Here is a 16,887-nt window from a genome sequence, read left to right as displayed (position 1 = left end):
TGCAGCGGCAGCGGCGGAACGGAAATGGTCTCTGACCCCTTTTCGCGGGCGCAGCTTTCCTACTTGGCGCTGGGCGATTCCTACACGATCGGCGAAGGCGTCGATGCCGCCGGCCGCTGGCCGGTTCAACTCGCCGCCGCCTTGCGCACGCGCGGCATCGACCTCGCCGACCCGCGCATCCTCGCCACCACCGGCTGGACCACCGACGAGCTGTGGGCAGCGATGGACGCGGCCGAACCGCTCGGCGCGTGGGACTTCGTCTCGCTGCTGATCGGGGTGAACAACCAGTACCGCGGCCGTGAGGTCGACGACTACGTCGGCGAATTCGCACGCCTGCTGCGGCGGGCGATCGCGCTGGCCGGCGACCGCGTCGACCGCGTGCTGGTGCTGTCGATCCCCGACTGGGGCGTGACCCCATTCGCCTTCGCCAGCGGCCGCGACCGCGAGGCCATCGCCGCCGAGCTCGACGCCTACAACGCCGCCGCGCGCGACCTGTGCGAGGCGCATGGCGTGGCCTTCGTCGACATCACCGGGATCAGCCGCGATCGCGGCGGCACCGCGGAGATGCTGGCCGACGACGGCCTGCATCCCTCGGCCGCGCAATACGCGCGCTGGACCCAGGCGGCGTTGCCGGTGGCGATGGGGTTGCTGGCGCGCGACTGACGCCACCTGGTGCAGGCGTGGGCCGTGCGCCGCGGGCGACTCTCGGCGACACGGATGTCGCCGAGAAGCCTCCATGGACGGATTCACGGCGTGTCGCACGTGGCGTGCGGCCCGCGACTGCGCCTGGCGAAGTAAAATTGACCTCCCTCGGACGGAACACCCCCATGTCCCTCGACCCCGCCCTGCGCGCCCGCATCGATGCCCTGCTGGCCGCCAATCCCGTGGTGCTGTTCATGAAAGGCAGCCCGGACGCGCCGCAATGCGGCTTCTCGGCGAAGGCGGTGGCCGCGCTGGCCGCGACCGGCGCCAACTACGCGCACGTGGACGTGCTGGCCGACCCGGACATCCGCGAGGGCATCAAGGCCTACGGCGACTGGCCGACGATCCCGCAGCTGTACATCGGCGGCGAGCTGGTCGGCGGTTCCGACATCATCGTGCAGATGGCCGGCAGCGGCGAGCTGCATGCCGCGCTGGGCCAGCCCGCGCCGGACCGCACCCCGCCCGCGATCACCATCACCCCGGCCGCCGCCGACATGCTGCGCAAGGCGATCGCCGATGCCGGCCACGACCTCGCGCTGCAGGTCGAGGTGGATGCCGGCTTCAACACCCGGCTGCAGCTGGCGCCGCGCGACGCGCACGCGATCGCCAGCGAGCTCGAGGGCATCCGCGTGCAGTTCGACCTGGCCAGCGCGCCGCGCGCACGCGGCCTGTCGATCGACTGGGTCGAGGATGCCCGCGGCCGCGGCCTGGTGATCGAGAACCCGAACGCGCCGGCCAAGGTCCGCGACCTCACCCCGGCCCAGGCCGCCGAGCGCGTGCAGGCCGGCACCCTGCTGCTGGTGGACGTGCGCCCGCTCGACGAACGCCTGATGGCCGAGGCGCCGGTGCCGTATCGCCACCTCGACCAGGGCGTGGCCGACCTCGAGGCCCTGCCGAAGGACACCGCGATCGCCTTCCTGTGTCGCAGTGGCGCGCGCAGCGGGCAGGCCGCCGAGCATTTCCGCGCGCTCGGCTTCACCCAGCTCTACAACGTGGCCGGCGGCATCAACGCCTGGGCGCTGCTCGACCCGAACCTGCGGCCTTACTGAGCCTCAGTCCTTGCGGATGGCCGCCAGCGCGGCCAGCGCCTGCTCGCGCCCGCGGGCCAGGTCGACCACCGGGCGCGGATAGCCGCGCGGGGGCACGCCGGTCCACGGCGCATGCCGCTGCGCGGCCGGCAACGCCGCCAGTTCGGGCACCCAGCGCGCGATGTAGTCGCCCGCGGGATCGAACTTGGCGGCCTGCAGCACGGGATTGAACACCCGGTGGTAGGGCGCGGCGTCGGCACCGGTGCCGGCGATCCACTGCCAGCCCAGCGTGTTGTTGGCGAGGTCGGCATCGACCAGGGTGTCCCAGAACCAGCGCGCGCCGTGCCACCAATGCGCGCGCAGGTGCTTGGTCAGCAGGCTGCCCACGATCATCCGCACCCGGTTGTGCATCCAGCCGGTGTGCCAGAGCTCGCGCATGCCGGCATCGACGATGGGGATGCCGGTGCGCCCGCGCTGCCACGCCGCCAGCACCGCCGGGTCGGGCTCGACCCACGGGAAGTCGTCGAAACGCGGGTTGAAGTTGGCCTCCGGCGTGCGCGGGAAGTGGTGCAGCAGGTGGTAGCCGAATTCGCGCCAGCCGAGTTCGCGCAGGTAGGCGGCGCGGTCGCCGTCCGGCCCCGCGTCCTGCAGGCGATGGGCGATGCGCCAGGGCGCGACCTCGCCGAAGTGCAGGTGCGGCGACAAGCGCGAGGTGCCCGGCACGCCGGGGATGTCGCGGCGCTCGCCGTAGCCCGCCAGCGCACCCTCCGCGAAGCGCTCCAGCGCCGCCAGCGCACCGGCTTCGCCGGGCTCCCACTGCTCCCAGAAGCCGCGATCCCACGGCAGCACCGGCGCCAGCCCGAGGGCATCGAGTTCGACCGCGCCCGGCAGCAGCGGCGGTGCAGGCAACGCGGTCGGCGCGTCCTGCAGCGCGGGCAGGCGCCACTGCTTGAGCGCGGCGCGCCAGAACGGGGTGAACACCTTGTACGGATCGCCCAGCTGGGTGGCGACCTGCCACGGTTCGAACAGCAGGGCGCCGTTGTGGCTGCGCGCGTCCAGCCCGGCATCGCGCAGGCTGCGCTTGATCGCGGCATCGCGGGTTTCCATCGCGGGCTCGTAGTGCCGGTGCCAGCGCACCACGCCCGCGCCGGCTGCCGCCGCGAGCCGCGGCAACAACTCGGCCGGATCGCCCACGAACACCTGCAGCCGCGAGCCGCGCGCGCGCAGCGCGGTGTCCAACGCGCGCAGCGAGCGCAACCGCCAGGCATCCGAGGCCGCGCCGGGCGCCCACGCGCCCTCGCCTTGCGGGTGGTGGATGTACACCGGCACCGGCGCCAGCCCCAGGCGCAGCAGGTCCTGCAGCGCCGGGTGGTCGGCCAGCCGCAGGTCGTCGCGGAACCACAGCAGTGCGTGTTGCATGGTGCGTCCTAGAAGCCCCCGCCGGCGTCCAGCCACGCCTGCTCGTCGGGGGTACTGGTACGGCCGAGGGCGGCGTTCCGATGCGGGAAGCGGCCGAAGCGGGCGATCACCTCGCGATGCGCCCGTGCGTAGCGGTCCAGTTCGGCGTTGCCCAGCGCGCCGATCAGCGCCACCGCGCGGTCCTGGTCGGCGAGGTCCTCGGCGTGTTCGAACGGCAGGTAGGCGAACAGGCGCAGGTCCGCCGGCATTCGCGCGTCCAGCCCGGCCTCGACCGCCTGCAACGCGTAGCGGCGGGCAAGGCCGTCGGTGGCGAAGGCATGGCCGCTGCCGCGATAGACGTTGCGCGGGATCTGGTCGAGCAGGATGAGCGCGGCCAGCGCGCCATCGGCATCGTCCAGCCAGGCCTCGCATTCGCCGCGCGCGGCAGCGTGGTGCGCATCGAGGAAGCGCGTGCGGCAGTCGGCATCGAAGGCCGCGCCGCCGTTGAACCATTTCGCCATGCCGGCCTCGCGCCAGAACGCGAGCACGTCCGCGGGTGTCGTCATCGGGGATTCCTCCGTCATCGGGCCTCCAGCATGCCCGCCACCGCGTGACCGCGGCATCGCCGGCTATTCGTCGAAGCGCAGGTGGCGCACCGACTTGCCGTGGCGGCGGATCAGGCGCAGCGACTCGATGCCGACGTGGATGTGGTTGCGGACGTAGTCGGCGGAGACCTTGGCGTCCGAGGCCTCGGTCTTCACCCCTTCCGGGATCATCGGCTGGTCGGAGACCAGCAGCAGCGCGCCGGTGGGGATGCGGTTGGCGAAGCCAGCGGCGAAGATCGTGGCGGTCTCCATGTCGATCGCCATGCAGCGCATCGCGCGCAGCTTCTGCTTGAACTCGGCGTCATGCTCCCAGACCCGGCGGTTGGTGGTGTACACCGTGCCGGTCCAGTAATCGAGCTCGTTGTCGCGGATGGTGGTGGAGATCACGCGCTGCATCGCGAACGCCGGCAGCGCCGGTACCTGCGGCGGCAGGTAGTCGTTGCTGGTGCCCTCGCCGCGGATCGCCGCGATCGGCAGGATCAGGTCGCCCAGCTTGTTCTTGCGCTTGAGCCCGCCGCACTTGCCGAGGAACAGCGCCGCCTTCGGCATGATCGCCGACAGCAGGTCCATCACCGTCGCCGCGTTGGGGCTGCCCATCCCGAAGTTGATCAGGGTGATGCCATCCGCGGTCGCACTGGGGAACGGACGGTCGGTGCCGACCACCGGCGCGCCGGTCATCTCCGAGAAATGCGAGAGGTAGCCGCCGAAGTTGGTCAGCAGGATGTGCTGGCCGAACTGGTCCAGGGGGACGCCGGTGTAGCGCGGCAGCCAGTTGTCGACGATCTCGTGCTTGTCCTTCATGACGCCTCCGTTTCGCCACGATTCTCCCACGCTGCCGTGACTTGGGTCATGTGGCGCGCGCGGCGGCGGCGCGCTAGGGTTCCCGGCATCGCACGCCGTGCGAAGGGGAATGCCTGCATGTCCAAACCGTTGACCGCCGCCGTGCTGGCGGCGTTGCTGGCCGGCTGCGCGAGTGCGCCGCAGAAGCCGGCCGCGCCCGCCACGCCCTACGACTACACCGCCAACCCGTACCCGAGCACCTACCAGCGGGTGGCCTCGCCGCCGGTGCTGCTGCAGCACGCGACCGTGCTGACCGGGACCGGGGCGCGCCTGGAGGATGCCGACGTGCTGCTGCGCGACGGCCTGGTGGTGGCGGTCGGCAACGGGCTGGACGCGCCCGCGGACGCGGTCCGCGTGGACGCCACGGGGCGCTGGGTCACGCCGGGCATCATCGACGTGCATTCGCACCTGGGCGTCTACCCCAGCCCCGGCACCACCTCGCACAGCGACGGCAACGAGGCCACCGCGCCGGTCACCGCGCAGGTCTGGGCCGAGCATTCGATCTGGCCGCAGGACCCGGGCTTCCACGCCGCGCGCGCCGGCGGCGTCACCGCGATGCAGATCCTGCCTGGCAGCGCCAACCTGATCGGCGGCCGCGGGGTCACGCTCAAGAACGTGCCGGCCACCACCTACCAGGGCATGAAGTTCCCGGGCGCGCCCTGGGGCCTGAAGATGGCCTGCGGCGAGAACCCGAAGCGCGTGTACGGCAGCAAGGGCGGGCCGTCCACGCGGATGGGCAACATCGCCGGCTTCCGCGCGGCCTTCATCGAGGCCGCCGACTACATGAAGAAGCGCAGTGCCGGCGTCAAGGACGCGGAGGGCAAGCGCGACCTCAAGCTGGATTCGCTGGCGGGCGCGATCAACGGCGACATCCGCGTGCACAACCACTGCTACCGCGCCGACGAGATGGCGATCATGCTCGACCTCGCCAAGGAGTTCGGGTTCAAGATCGCCGCCTTCCACCACGGCGTGGAGGCCTACAAGATCGCCGACCGCCTGGGCGCCGAAGGCGTCTGCGGTGCGCTCTGGGCCGACTGGTGGGGCTTCAAGATGGAAAGCTTCGACGGCATCCAGGAGAACATCCTGCTGGTCGACCGCGCCAAGGGCGGCTGCGCGATCGTGCATTCGGATTCCGCCGAGGGCATCCAGCGGCTCAACCAGGAGGCCGCGAAGGTGATGGCCAACGCGCGCCGGATCGGCATCGAAGTCACCCCCGAGCACGCGATCCGCTGGCTGACCGCCAACCCCGCCAAGTCGATGGGCATTGACGGCATGACCGGCACCCTGGAGCCGGGCAAGCAGGCCGACGTGGTGCTGTGGAACGGCAATCCCTTCAGCAGCTACGCGCTGGCCGACCAGGTCTATGTCGACGGCGCCCGCCTCTACGACCGCCACGACCCGTCGCGGCAGGCGGTCTCGGACTTCATGCTCGGCCAGGGCACCACGCCCGGAGGTGTGCGATGAGCCGCCGTCCCGCAAGCCGCGCGCTCGCGGCGCTGCTGCTGGCGCTGGCCGGCACCCCCGCATGCGCGCAGGACCTGCTGATCCGCAACGCGACCGTGCACACCGCGACCGCGCGCGGCACCCTGCAATCCGCCGACGTGCTGGTGCGCAACGGGCGCATCGCCGCGGTCGGCCAGGGGCTGTCGGCCGCCGGCGTCGCCACCGTCGATGCGCAGGGCCGGCCGCTGACGCCCACCCTGTTCGCCGGCCTCACCGACATCGGCGTGGAGGAGGTCAGCGGCGAATCCGCGACCGTCGACCACAGCGTCTCGCTGGGCCAGTCGGGCAAGGACATGCAGGTGCGCCCGGAGTTCGACGTCACCCGCGCCTACAACCCGGACACCGTGCTGGTGCCGGTGGCGCGCGTGGAAGGCCTGGGCTGGACCACGCTGGCGGCCACCCCGACTGGCGGCGGTTCCTTCATCGGCGGCCAGGGCGGCGTGGTCCGCTTCGACGGCAGCCTGGATCCGGTCGGCGGGCGCGTGCTGTTCATCACCCTCGGCGGCGACGGCGCCAGCCTCACCGGCGGTTCGCGCGCGGCGCAGTGGATGATCCTCGACCAGCTGGTCGACGAACTGCGCGGGCGCATCCCGCAGGATTCGCAGTTCGCCCTGCTCACCCCGGCCGGCCGCACCGCGCTGGCGCGCTTCATCGGCGGCGGCGGGCGGATCGCGGTGAACATCCACCGCGCCGCCGACATCACCCGCCTGCTGCGCTGGTCGAAGCAGCACGGGGTGAAGGTCGCCCTGGTCGGGGCCACCGAGGCCTGGAAGGTGGCGCCGCAACTCGCCGCCGCCGGCGTGCCGGTGTTCGTCGACCCGCTGGTCAACCTGCCGGGCGACTTCGACCAGCTCGGCGCGCGGATGGACAACGCGGCCCTGCTGCGCGCCGCGGGCGTGCAGGTCGGCTTCTCGCAGTCCGACAGCCAGTCGCACTACGCGCGCAAGATCCGCCAACTGGCGGGCAACGCGGTCGCCAACGGCATGCGCTGGGATGACGCGCTGGCCGGGCTGACCCGGGTGCCGGCGGAGGCGTTCGGCGTGGGCGGCGAGATGGGCAGCATCGCGGTGGGCCAACGCGCCGACCTGGTGCTGTGGAGCGGCGATCCGCTGGACGTCGCCCACGTCGCCCAGCAGGTGTGGCTGGATGGCCGGGCGATGCCGATGCGCAGCCGCCAGACCGACCTGCGCGATCGCTACCTGCACGGCACCATGCCTCCGGAAGCGGGCGGCCTGCCGCGCGCCTACCCCGACAGCGCGCGCTGACCGCGCGGACGGGCCTCCGGCGTAAGCTGGCGGCACATCCCCTCCCGGAGCGCACGCCATGGGCCCGAACTTCGTCGACGTCAACTGGTGGGCGGTGCTGGTGGCGGCGATGTCCGCCTTCCTGCTCGGCGGGCTGTGGTACGGCCCGCTGTTCAAGCGCGCCTGGTGCCGCGAGAACGGCATCGACCCGGATGCACCGCCGCCCGGGCATCCCGGCCGCACCTTCGGCACCGCGTTCGTGGCGGCGCTGGTCTCGGCCGCCGCCTTCGCCATCATCCTGCGCCCCGACCCGCCGGTGTTCATCGCCGCCCATGCCGGCTTCCTGACCGGCCTGGCCTACGTGGCGATGAGTTTCGGCATCAACTACGCCTTCGCCGGCCGCAGCTTGAGGCTGTGGCTGATCGACGGCGGCTACCACACCCTCCAGTTCACCCTGTACGGGGTGATCCTGGGGCTCTGGCACTGATACGCCCGGGCGGCCATGCCGCTCTGCCACATGCGCCCCGCCTCGGTTTGCGGTAGGTTCGGCGCTTCAGTCCGGGGGGACGGGAGAACGAGATGCGGATCGGGATCGTGGTGGACTCGGCATGCGACGTGCCGACGGATTTCATCGAGCGGGAGAACGTCACCATCCTGCCGGTGACGGTGCAGATCGGGCAGGCCGTGCTGGCCGACCACCGCGACGAGGAAGCAACGCTCAACTTCCTGCACGACCACGTGGCCAAGCACGGCATCGACGCCGAGACCACGCCGTTCACGGTGCAGCAGGTGCACGACCTGTTCATCTCGCAACTGGTGCTCGACTACGACTACGTGTTCTGCATCACCACCACTCGCACCCGCAGCGGCATCCACGACAACGCGCAACAGGCCAGCTACACCATCCTCAACGACTACAAGTCGGTGCGGCAGGCGGCAGGCAACAACACGCCGTTCTCGCTGCGGGTGATCGACAGCCAGAACGTGTTCGCCGCGGTGGGCGTGCTGGCGATCGAGGCGGCCCGCCTGCGCGAGGCCGGCGAAGCGCCGCCGAAGATCCGCGCACGCCTCGAAAGCCTCGCCCAGAACCTGCAGGGCTACATGGTGCCGCCCGACCTGAACTACCTGCGCGCACGCATCCGCAAGCGCGGCGACCGCAGCGTGAGCCTGCTCAGCGCCGCGCTGGGCACCGCGCTGGACATCAAGCCGATCCTCCACTGCAACAAGGGCGAGACCGGCCCGGTGGCGAAGGTGAAGGGCTTCGACACCGCGGCGGAGAAGCTGTTCTCGTTCGCCGCGCAGCGCGTGCGCGCCGGGTTGATGACCCCAACCCTGTGCCTGAGCTACGGCGGCGAACTCGAGAAGATGCGCGCGCTGCCCGGCTACGAGGCACTGCGCGAGGTCTGCGCCGACCACAACGTCGAAGTGTTCGAGAGCGTGATGGGCCTGTCCGGGCTGGTGAACGTCGGCATCGGCGCGCTGGTGGTGGGCTTCGCCGGCGACGCAGCCAAGCTGTCCTGAGCCACCACGCCACGCTAACGCGGCTCCGCTAGCCTGTCGGGGACTTCCCCCGGAGCCGCGCATGCCCACCCGTTTCTTCCTCCGCCTGCAGGATCCCGCGACCGCGCGCGGGCCGAACCCCGCCCTCGCCTTCCGCGCGCATGGCGCCGACGCCTTCGCCGACGAGCTGCAGCAAGCCTTGCGTTCCGACGCGCTGTTCGAACGCTGGCGGGCCTTGCAGGACGACCCCGACGACGTCGACCCCGCGCTCGGCGCCACCGATCCCGCGGCCACCGTGACCGGCGCGCAGGACGACCTGCACATCGACCTGGTGGTGGTGACCGCGTTGCCGTCCGCGGTGCTGCGCCAGCGCCTGCAACTGCTCGCGGGCAGCGGCTGGCAGCTGCGCGACGTCACCGCCGCCTGAGCCTCCACCCCCGATGATCCCCGCGCTGCTGTCGTGGAGCGGCGGCAAGGACGCCGCGTGGACCCTGCATGCGGCGCGCATGCGCGGCGGGCTGGAGATCGTCGGCCTGCTCACCACGCTCACCGAAGGCCACGACCGCGTGTCGATGCAGGGCATCCGCCGCGATGTCCTGCATGCGCAGGCGCGCGCCACCGGCCTGCCGGTGGTCGAGGCGTGGATTCCACAAGCCGCAAGCAACGCGGCCTACGAAGCCGCGTGCGGCGATGCCCTCGCCGAGGCCGCGCGTCGCTGGCCGGGGGTGCGCGACATCGCCTTCGGCGACCTGTTCCTGGCCGACATCAAGGCCTACCGCGACGCGCTGTGCGCGCGCTTCGGCTGGACCCCGCATTACCCGCTGTTCGGCCGCGACACCGCGCAGCTCGCGCGCACGATGATCGATGGCGGGCTGCGCGCGTCCCTGTGCTGCGTGGACACTGCCCGGCTCGACCCGCGCTTCGCCGGCCACGCGTTCGACGACGACCTGTTGCGTGCCTTGCCGGCGGGCATCGATCCCTGCGGCGAGAACGGCGAATTCCACACCTGCGTCGCGGCCGGGCCGATGTTCGATGCGCCGCTGGCGCTGCAACGCGGCGAGACCGTGCTGCGCGACGGGCGCTTCGCCTACACCGACGTCATGCTGGCCTGAGCGAAATCGTTCAGGCGCGCAGCGCGGTCGCGTGGTGGGCGATGTGCTCGCCGATGAAGCTGGCGATGAAGTAGTAGCTGTGGTCGTACCCGGGCTGCATGCGCAGGGTGAGCGGGTGCCCGGTGGCGTCCGCGGCGGCCTGCAGGCGCCATGGCTGCAACTGGCCTTCGAGGAATTCGTCGGCATCGCCCTGGTCGACCAGGATCGGCAGCCGTTCCGATGCGGAGGCGACCAGCACGGTGGCGTCGTAGGCGTCCCACGCATCCCGGTCGTCGCCCAGGTAGGCAGCGAACGCCTTCTGCCCCCACGGCACCCGTGACGGCGCGACGATGGGCGAGAACGCCGACACGCTGCGGTACCGGCCCGGGTTGCGCAGCGCGAGCACCAGCGCGCCGTGCCCGCCCATCGAATGCCCGCTGATCGCGCGCGCATCGGTGACCGGGAAGTGGGCCTCGACCAGCGCCGGCAGCTCATCGACCACGTAGTCGTGCATGCGGTAGTGCGCGGCCCACGGCGCCTGCGTGGCATTGACGTAGAAGCCCGCGCCCTGGCCGAGGTCGTAGCCCTCCGCATCCGCCACCCCTTCGCCGCGCGGGCTGGTGTCCGGGCAGACGAGGGCGATGCCGTGCTCGGCCGCATACCGCTGTGCGCCGGCCTTGGTGATGAAATTCTGTTCGTTGCAGGTCAGCCCCGACAGCCAGTACAGCGCCGGCACCGGGCCGTCCGCGGCCTGCGGCGGCAGGTAGATCGCGAAGCGCATCGTGCAGCCGAGCGCGGACGATGCGTGCGCGTAGACGTCCTGCCAACCGCCGAAGCAGGCGCGATGTTCGATGCGTTCCATGCGTTCCCCTCGCCGTCATTCCGGCGAACGCCGGAATCCAGCAGTGAAGACTGTTTGAAAAAGCTGGATCCCGGCGTTCGCCGGGATGACGAAATTGATCTTCAGTAGTGCACGACCGAACGGATCGACTTGCCCTCATGCATCAGGTCGAAGGCAGTGTTGATCTCGTCCAGGCCCATGGTGTGGGTCACGAAGGGGGCGAGTTCGATGTCGCCGCGCATGGCATCCTCGACCATCCCCGGCAGTTGCGAGCGCCCCTTCACCCCGCCGAACGCGGTGCCCATCCACTTGCGCCCGGTCACCAGCTGGAACGGCCGCGTGCTGATTTCCTGGCCCGCCCCGGCCACGCCGATGATCACGCTCTGGCCCCAGCCGCGGTGCGCGCATTCCAGCGCCGCGCGCATCACGTTGACGTTGCCGATGCACTCGAAGGAATGATCCACGCCCCAGCCGGTCATCTCGACCACGACCTGCTGGATCGGTTTGTCGTGGTCCTTCGGGTTGAGGCAGTCGGTGGCGCCGAACTGCCTGGCCATCTCGAACTTGGACGGGTTGGTGTCGATCGCGATGATGCGCCCCGCCTTGGCCTGGCGCGCGCCCTGGATCACCGCCAGGCCGATCCCGCCCAGCCCGAACACCGCGACCGAATCGCCCGGCTGCACCTTGGCGGTGTTGTGCACGGCGCCGATGCCGGTGGTCACACCGCAGCCGAGCAGGCAGACATGCTCCGGGTTGGCGTCGGGGTTCACCTTGGCCAGCGAGACCTCGGCGACCACGGTGTATTCGCTGAAGGTCGAGCATCCCATGTAGTGGTACAGCGGCTGGCCTTCGTACGAGAAGCGCGACGTGCCGTCCGGCATCACGCCCTTGCCCTGGGTCGCGCGCACCGAGGTGCACAGGTTGGTCTTGCCGGACTTGCAGAACAGGCACTCGCCGCATTCGGCGGTGTACAGCGGGATCACGTGGTCGCCCGGCTTCACGCTGGTCACGCCCTCGCCGACCTCGACCACGATGCCGGCGCCCTCGTGCCCCAGCACCACCGGGAACAGGCCCTCCGGATCCTCGCCCGAGAGGGTGAAGGCATCGGTGTGGCAGACCCCGGTGTGGGTGATGCGCACCAGCACTTCGCCCTTGCGCGGCGGGGCGACTTCGATCTCGACGATCTTCAGCGGTTCGCCTGCGGCGAAGGCGACGGCGGCGCGGGATTTCACCGGCCGCCCCGCGGTGGAGGCGATATCGCTCATGGGTTGTCCTCTTGAGGTGGGCCTGCAAGCCAGCACGGCCAACGGCAAGGCCGCATCGCGCGCGCGAATCAGGTGCGCAGTATAGGGCGACCGGATCCCGAGGCTCATTGCGTTCTCCAGTCCGACCACAACAGGACATGCCCCATGCGCCATTCGCACTACATGCCACTCATCACCGCCGTACTGCTGCTCGGTGCATGCGGCGACAAGCCGGACGCATCTACCGGCGGGGACGCACGCGAGAGCGCCACCTCGACGACTGCCGATGCGACAGCGGCCACGGTCGCTGCGGCACAGACCGTGGCGCCCCCAGATGATGGCGCAATGGTCATTCACGTGGCCGCGGGCGGCCAGCACCCGGACCGCTTCTGCATGCCGCAATGGGGCATCGCCAACCGCACCGGGCGCGACGTCGGGGCGCTACTGGTCCACCTGGAATGGCGCGACCGCAACGGCCAGGTGCTCAAGCCCGCCGGCGAATTCGGCACCATGGTCGAACCCTTTGCCGCCGGCAGCGACAAGGACCTGAGCATGGATGGCCATGCCGTCGCCTGCCGGGACCTGCGGGTGGTGGTGACCACCTATGCGTGCAGGGATGCGAATGCCGTGCGCGTGGCGTGCCCCGGCCCGCTGCGCGCCGTGGCAAGCGGCGGCATCGAGATCGACCTCGGCGGCGCCGCCGAAGGCACGATGAAGGGCGCGGTCGAGGGCTGACCGCGCTGGCTCAGCCCGTGTTCTGGATCCCGGCGGCGATGCCGTTGACGGTCGACACCAGCGCGCGCAGCACCGCCTCGTCGCCGCGGTCGCCCGCGCGCCAACGCTGCAGCAGGTCGACCTGCAACAGGCTGATCGGGTCCACGTAGGGATTGCGCAGGCGGATCGACAGGCGCAGCCGGTAGTCTTCCGCCAGCAGCTCGTAGCGTGCCTTGATCGCGAGGATCGCCTCGCGGGTGCGCGCGAACTCCGCCGCGACCTGCGGGAAGAACGCCGCGTGCAGCGGCCCGGCCAGCTGCGAGTAGCGCTCGAAGATCGCCAGGTCGGACTTGGCCATCAGCATCTCGACGTCGTCGATCATCGCCGCGAAGAACGGCCAGTCGCGGGCCATCCCCGCCATCGCCTCCAGCCCGTGCGCCTCGATGCCGTGGCGCAGCGCGGTGCCGACGCCGTACCAGCCGGTCAGGCCGGAGCGGTTCTGCGACCACGCGAACACCCAGGGGATGGCGCGCAGGTTGGCGATGCCGCCATCGCGGCGCCGCGACGGGCGCGACCCGATGTGCAGGCGCTCGATCACGTCGATCGGCGTGGCCGCGCGGAAATAGGCGGAGAAATCGGGGTGCTCGTGGACCATCGCCCGGTAATGCGCGCGCGAGACCCCGGCGAGTTCGGCGGCGAGCGCGCGCCAGGCGTCCTCGCGCGGTTCCGGCGGGCGCGGGCGCAGGCTCGCGCGCAGCACCGCGCCGGCCATCTGCTCGAGGTTGCGCAAGGCCAGCGCGCGGATCCCGTACTTGCGATGGATCACTTCGCCCTGTTCGGTGACGCGCAGGCGGCCCTCCACCGAGCCGCGCGGCGCGGCGATGATCGCGCGCTCGGTCTTGCCGCCGCCGCGGCTGACCGAACCGCCGCGGCCATGGAAGAACACGATCGACACCCCGGCCTCGCGGGCCAGCGCCAGCAGGTCGACCTGCGCTCGCTGCAGGCTCCAGCGCGAGGCGAAGATCCCGCCGTCCTTGGCGCTGTCGCTGTAGCCCAGCATCACCACCTGGCGACCGCCGCGCGCGTCGAGGTGCCGGCGGTACACCGGATCCTCGAACAGGGCGCGCATCACCGACGGCGCGGCCTGCAGGTCGTCCACGGTCTCGAACAACGGCGCGACGTCCAGCGGCACCTCGTCGCCTTCCACGCAACCGGCCACCCGCGCCAGCGCGAGCACCGCCAGCGCGTCGGCCGCGGTGCGGCTCATGCTGATGATGTACGGCCCGAACGCATGCTCGCCCAACGCGCCACGCAACGCATGCACGGTGCGGAACACCTCCAGCGCGGATCCCGCGCCGCCGGCATCCGGCATCGCCACCGACGCGCCGCCGATCAGCGCATGCAGGCGCGCGACCCGCGACGGCAGCGGCCGCTCGGACCAGTCGGCGTCGGCCTCCAGCGCGGCCAGGGCCTCGTCGTGCGCGGCGGAATCCTGGCGCAGGTCGAGCGCGGCCATGTGGAAGCCGAAGGTGCGCGCCCGGCGCAGCACGCGCTGCACGGCGAAGCGGCCGGCATGCCCGCCGCGGTGCGCGGCCAGGCTGTCGTCGATCAGTTGCAGGTCGTCGATGAAGGCGGCGGCGTCGGGGTAGGCGGCGGCGCCCCCGGCCTGCGTCGCCTGCAGGCGCGCGCGCATCGTCCACAACAGCTGTCGGTAGGGCATGTCCGCCAGCCGCGGGCGCGCATGCACCGCATCCGCCGGCAGCAGCGCGCGGTTGGCCTCGGTGCGCGCGTCGATCTCCGGCGCATGCCCGCTGCGGCTGCGGCTCTGGGTGAGGATGTCGCCCAGCGCGCGCAGGTCGGCGAGGTAGCACGACAGCGCGAGCGCGCGTTGCGCGGCGAGCGCGTCGCGGATGGTGGCCGCGCCCACGTTCGGGTTGCCGTCCATGTCGCCGCCAACCCAGGTGCCGAAGCGCAGCAGCGCGGGCAGCGCGATGCGCGTGCCGTACACCGCTTCCACCGCATCGCCGAACGCCTCGTAGAACACCGGCAGCACGCGATACAACACGTTCGCCAGGTAGTAGCCGATGTGCTCGACCTCGTCGCCCACGCTGGGCTTCTGCGGCGGTGCCTCGTTGGTCTGCCAGGTGGTGGTCAGCGACTGCCGGATGCGGGCGTCGTCGGCGCGCCGCTCGGGCGGCGTGCGGCCGCGGTCGATGTCGGCGACCAGGCGTTCGACGATGGTCTTTTCCTTGAGCAGCAACGCGCGCCGCACGGCTTCGGTGGGATGCGCGGTGAACACCGGCTCCAGGCAGGTCCGCGCCAGCATCGCCTGCAGCTCGTCCAACCCGACCCCGGCATCGCGCAGGTCGCGCAGCACCGCCTCCAGCCCGCCCGGCTGCGGCGCATCGCCCATCCGCTGGTAGTCGCGGCGCCTGCGGATCCGGTGCACCCGCTCGGCGAGGTTGGTCGCGCCGAAGTACGCGGCGAAGGCGCGTACCAGCGCGTCGGCTTCCGCCAGCGGCGCCTCGCGCAGGGTCGCGGCCAGCGCCTCCAGCGGCGCGCCCTGCTCGCGGCGGGCGATGGCGGTCCGGCGCACCTGCTCGACCCGCGCGAGGAACTCGGCGGAGACCTGCTCGGCCAGCATCTCGCCGACCATCGCGCCCAGCCGGCGCACGTCGTCGCGCAGCAGGTCGTCGGTGTCGGCGAATTCCAGGGGTTCGCGCAGCGGTCCGTCGTTCGGGCTCATGGCCGCAGGCTAGCGCGATTCTTGCGGCGGTGCAGCATCATGCCCGCGCGCGCAGTCGGTCAGTACGCGAACTCCCGGAACACCGGGTCCACGCTGCCGTTCCAGGCGCCGTGGAACAGCTCCAGCTTGCGCTCGGCCGGGGTCTGTCCGGCCTCGGCGATCTCCAGCAGGGTGTCGATGAAGCCGCTCTCGTCGACGCCGCAGCGGTCCGCCCTCGCCCGCCGGCGCAGGCCGGCATGCGCGATCTTCAGCGCCTCGCGCGCGAGGTCGAGCAGGGTGCCGCCGCGGAACGGCGTCTTCAGCGCGAGCCTCGGCACCTGGTCGCGCAGCGCGTTGCGCTCGGCCATCGTGAAGTCCCTGACCAGGTCCCAGGCGGCATCCAGCGCGGCATCGTCGTACAGCAGCCCTACCCAGAACGCGGGCAGCGCGCAGATGCGGTTCCACGGACCGCTGTCGGCGCCGCGCATCTCCAGGTACTTCTTCAGCCGCACTTCCGGGAAGGCGGTGGTCATGTGGTCGTTCCAGTCGCGCAGCGTGGGCAACGCGCCCGGCAGCACGTCCAGTTCGCCCTTGAGGAACTTGCGGAACGACTTGCCGCTGGCGTCGACGTAGCGACCCTCGCGGTGGCTGAAGTACATCGGCACGTCGAGCAGGTAGTCGACGTAACGCTCGTAGCCGAAGCCGTCCTCGAACACGAAGTCGAGCATGCCGGTGCGGTCGGGGTCGGTGTCGGTCCAGATGTGCGAGCGGTAGCTCAGGTAGCCGTTCGGCTGGCCGTCGGTGAACGGCGAATCGGCGAACAGCGCGGTGGCAACCGGCTGCAGCGCCAGCGACACGCGGAACTTCTTCACCATGTCCGCTTCGCTGGCGTAGTCCAGGTTGACCTGCACCGTGCAGGTGCGGGTCATCATGTCCAGGCCGAGCCCACCGACCTTGGGCATGTAGTCGCGCATGATCCGGTAGCGGCCCTTCGGCATCCACGGCATTTCGTCGCGCCGCCACTTCGGCTGGAAGCCCATGCCGAGGAAACCCAGCTGCAATTCGTCGGCGACCTCGCGCACTTCGCGCAGGTGCCCGCCGACTTCCTTGCAGGTGTCGTGGATGGTCTCCACCGGCGCGCCGGAGAGTTCCAGTTGCCCGGCCGGCTCCAGCGTCACCGAGGCCATGTCCTTGGTCAGCGCGATGACATGGCCGTGCTCTTCGTACGGCGTCCAGCCGAACCGGGCCAGTCCTTTCAGCAGTGCTTCGATGCCCCGCTCGCCCTCGAACGTCGGCGGCCGCAGGTCGTCCAGCCGGAAGCCGAACTTCTCGTGCTCGGTGCCGATCCGCCAGGCCTCGATGGGCTTCTCGCCTGACGCCATCACCTCCACCAGTTGCCGGTAGTCGGTGATCAAGGTGTCGTTGGCGTTGCTGGGTCCGGACATGGCGGGC

Annotated in this window: 16 protein-coding genes; 9 read left to right on the top strand and 7 right to left on the bottom strand. The window is 71.2% G+C overall.

The genetic code is table 11. From position 1 onward, the window contains the following. Window positions 1-24: 24 nt before the first annotated feature. Both ON759_RS10615 and grxD read left to right on the top strand, forming a co-directional pair. On the top strand, window positions 25-663 hold the full coding sequence (locus ON759_RS10615) for an SGNH/GDSL hydrolase family protein (RefSeq protein ID WP_271680357.1): 639 nt from the start codon (window positions 25-27) through the stop codon (window positions 661-663). A gap of 164 nt (window positions 664-827) precedes the next feature. Next, a complete protein-coding gene (grxD, locus tag ON759_RS10610) occupies window positions 828-1,751 on the top strand; it encodes a Grx4 family monothiol glutaredoxin (RefSeq protein WP_271680356.1) in 924 nt (307 codons plus the stop codon). A 3-nt stretch (window positions 1,752-1,754) separates the two neighbouring features. Here the strand turns inward: grxD and ON759_RS10605 are convergent, their stop codons facing one another. The 3 genes from ON759_RS10605 to ON759_RS10595 form a co-directional block, all read right to left on the bottom strand. Continuing rightward, window positions 1,755-3,149, bottom strand: a complete 1,395-nt coding sequence (locus tag ON759_RS10605; RefSeq protein WP_271680355.1) for a cryptochrome/photolyase family protein — start codon at window positions 3,147-3,149, stop codon at window positions 1,755-1,757. An 8-nt stretch (window positions 3,150-3,157) separates the two neighbouring features. Beyond that, a complete protein-coding gene (locus ON759_RS10600) occupies window positions 3,158-3,694 on the bottom strand; it encodes a DUF924 family protein (RefSeq protein ID WP_271680354.1) in 537 nt (178 codons plus the stop codon). Window positions 3,695-3,757: 63 nt separating this feature from the next. Further along, the gene (locus tag ON759_RS10595) at window positions 3,758-4,534 is read right to left on the bottom strand and encodes an AMP nucleosidase (RefSeq protein ID WP_271680353.1); all 777 of its coding nucleotides are present in this window, start codon (window positions 4,532-4,534) and stop codon (window positions 3,758-3,760) included. A 117-nt stretch (window positions 4,535-4,651) separates the two neighbouring features. Between ON759_RS10595 and ON759_RS10590 the strand changes: the two genes are divergently transcribed. The 6 genes from ON759_RS10590 (at window position 4,652) to ON759_RS10565 (ending at window position 9,932) form a co-directional block, all read left to right on the top strand. Continuing rightward, a complete protein-coding gene (locus ON759_RS10590; RefSeq protein WP_271680352.1) occupies window positions 4,652-6,037 on the top strand; it encodes an amidohydrolase in 1,386 nt (461 codons plus the stop codon). Next, the gene (locus tag ON759_RS10585; RefSeq protein ID WP_271680351.1) at window positions 6,034-7,341 is read left to right on the top strand and encodes an amidohydrolase family protein; all 1,308 of its coding nucleotides are present in this window, start codon (window positions 6,034-6,036) and stop codon (window positions 7,339-7,341) included. Before ON759_RS10590 ends, ON759_RS10585 begins: the two co-directional genes overlap by 4 nt. Before the next feature lie 58 nt (window positions 7,342-7,399). Beyond that, window positions 7,400-7,807 carry a DUF1761 domain-containing protein gene (locus tag ON759_RS10580; RefSeq protein WP_271680350.1) on the top strand — a complete coding sequence of 136 codons (408 nt, stop codon included), beginning with the start codon at window positions 7,400-7,402 and terminating at the stop codon, window positions 7,805-7,807. 92 nt (window positions 7,808-7,899) lie between these two features. Further along, entirely contained in the window at window positions 7,900-8,841 is a 942-nt protein-coding gene (locus tag ON759_RS10575; protein WP_271680349.1) for a DegV family protein, read from the top strand. 61 nt (window positions 8,842-8,902) lie between these two features. After that, the gene (locus ON759_RS10570) at window positions 8,903-9,247 is read left to right on the top strand and encodes a hypothetical protein (RefSeq protein WP_271680348.1); all 345 of its coding nucleotides are present in this window, start codon (window positions 8,903-8,905) and stop codon (window positions 9,245-9,247) included. A gap of 13 nt (window positions 9,248-9,260) precedes the next feature. Continuing rightward, window positions 9,261-9,932: a Dph6-related ATP pyrophosphatase gene (locus tag ON759_RS10565; RefSeq protein ID WP_271680347.1), complete on the top strand. Its 672-nt coding sequence runs from the start codon at window positions 9,261-9,263 to the stop codon at window positions 9,930-9,932. Window positions 9,933-9,942: 10 nt separating this feature from the next. On the opposite strand, the gene fghA is transcribed toward ON759_RS10565, so the two are convergent. Both fghA and ON759_RS10555 read right to left on the bottom strand, forming a co-directional pair. Further along, the gene (gene fghA, locus ON759_RS10560; RefSeq protein ID WP_271680346.1) at window positions 9,943-10,773 is read right to left on the bottom strand and encodes an S-formylglutathione hydrolase; all 831 of its coding nucleotides are present in this window, start codon (window positions 10,771-10,773) and stop codon (window positions 9,943-9,945) included. Window positions 10,774-10,874: 101 nt separating this feature from the next. Further along, window positions 10,875-11,984 carry an S-(hydroxymethyl)glutathione dehydrogenase/class III alcohol dehydrogenase gene (locus tag ON759_RS10555; RefSeq protein WP_271680577.1) on the bottom strand — a complete coding sequence of 370 codons (1,110 nt, stop codon included), beginning with the start codon at window positions 11,982-11,984 and terminating at the stop codon, window positions 10,875-10,877. Between the two features lie 177 nt (window positions 11,985-12,161). Here ON759_RS10555 and ON759_RS10550 point away from each other — a divergent pair, with 177 nt between their 5' ends. Continuing rightward, window positions 12,162-12,731 (top strand): hypothetical protein, encoded by a 570-nt coding sequence (locus ON759_RS10550; RefSeq protein WP_271680345.1) that lies wholly within the window; start codon window positions 12,162-12,164, stop codon window positions 12,729-12,731. A 10-nt stretch (window positions 12,732-12,741) separates the two neighbouring features. Here the strand turns inward: ON759_RS10550 and ppc are convergent, their stop codons facing one another. Then, a complete protein-coding gene (gene ppc / locus ON759_RS10545) occupies window positions 12,742-15,456 on the bottom strand; it encodes a phosphoenolpyruvate carboxylase (RefSeq protein ID WP_271680344.1) in 2,715 nt (904 codons plus the stop codon). A 59-nt stretch (window positions 15,457-15,515) separates the two neighbouring features. Further along, the gene (locus tag ON759_RS10540; protein WP_271680343.1) at window positions 15,516-16,880 is read right to left on the bottom strand and encodes a glutamate--cysteine ligase; all 1,365 of its coding nucleotides are present in this window, start codon (window positions 16,878-16,880) and stop codon (window positions 15,516-15,518) included. Between the last annotated feature and the right edge of the window lie 7 nt (window positions 16,881-16,887).

The organism is Thermomonas mangrovi (assembly GCF_028201335.1).
GTDB classification, from domain to species: Bacteria; Pseudomonadota; Gammaproteobacteria; order Xanthomonadales; family Xanthomonadaceae; genus Thermomonas; species Thermomonas mangrovi.
Note: the sequence above shows the minus strand (reverse complement) of the source record. Positions and strands in the feature narration are given on the sequence as shown.

Excerpts from the sequence above, each read along its gene's own strand:
- ON759_RS10580 (WP_271680350.1), top strand. The coding sequence starts at position 7,400 with ATGGGCCCGAACTTCGTCGACGTCAACTGGTGGGCGGTGCTGGTGGCG.
- ON759_RS10550 (WP_271680345.1), top strand. The coding sequence starts at position 12,162 with ATGCGCCATTCGCACTACATGCCACTCATCACCGCCGTACTGCTGCTC.
- ON759_RS10585 (WP_271680351.1), top strand. The coding sequence starts at position 6,034 with ATGAGCCGCCGTCCCGCAAGCCGCGCGCTCGCGGCGCTGCTGCTGGCG.
- ON759_RS10575 (WP_271680349.1), top strand. The coding sequence starts at position 7,900 with ATGCGGATCGGGATCGTGGTGGACTCGGCATGCGACGTGCCGACGGAT.
- ON759_RS10565 (WP_271680347.1), top strand. The coding sequence starts at position 9,261 with ATGATCCCCGCGCTGCTGTCGTGGAGCGGCGGCAAGGACGCCGCGTGG.
- ON759_RS10615 (WP_271680357.1), top strand. The coding sequence starts at position 25 with ATGGTCTCTGACCCCTTTTCGCGGGCGCAGCTTTCCTACTTGGCGCTG.
- ON759_RS10595 (WP_271680353.1), bottom strand. The coding sequence starts at position 4,534 with ATGAAGGACAAGCACGAGATCGTCGACAACTGGCTGCCGCGCTACACC.
- fghA (WP_271680346.1), bottom strand. The coding sequence starts at position 10,773 with ATGGAACGCATCGAACATCGCGCCTGCTTCGGCGGTTGGCAGGACGTC.
- ON759_RS10590 (WP_271680352.1), top strand. The coding sequence starts at position 4,652 with ATGTCCAAACCGTTGACCGCCGCCGTGCTGGCGGCGTTGCTGGCCGGC.
- ON759_RS10600 (WP_271680354.1), bottom strand. The coding sequence starts at position 3,694 with ATGACGACACCCGCGGACGTGCTCGCGTTCTGGCGCGAGGCCGGCATG.
- grxD (WP_271680356.1), top strand. The coding sequence starts at position 828 with ATGTCCCTCGACCCCGCCCTGCGCGCCCGCATCGATGCCCTGCTGGCC.
- ON759_RS10605 (WP_271680355.1), bottom strand. The coding sequence starts at position 3,149 with ATGCAACACGCACTGCTGTGGTTCCGCGACGACCTGCGGCTGGCCGAC.
- ON759_RS10570 (WP_271680348.1), top strand. The coding sequence starts at position 8,903 with ATGCCCACCCGTTTCTTCCTCCGCCTGCAGGATCCCGCGACCGCGCGC.
- ON759_RS10540 (WP_271680343.1), bottom strand. The coding sequence starts at position 16,880 with ATGTCCGGACCCAGCAACGCCAACGACACCTTGATCACCGACTACCGG.
- ppc (WP_271680344.1), bottom strand. The coding sequence starts at position 15,456 with ATGAGCCCGAACGACGGACCGCTGCGCGAACCCCTGGAATTCGCCGAC.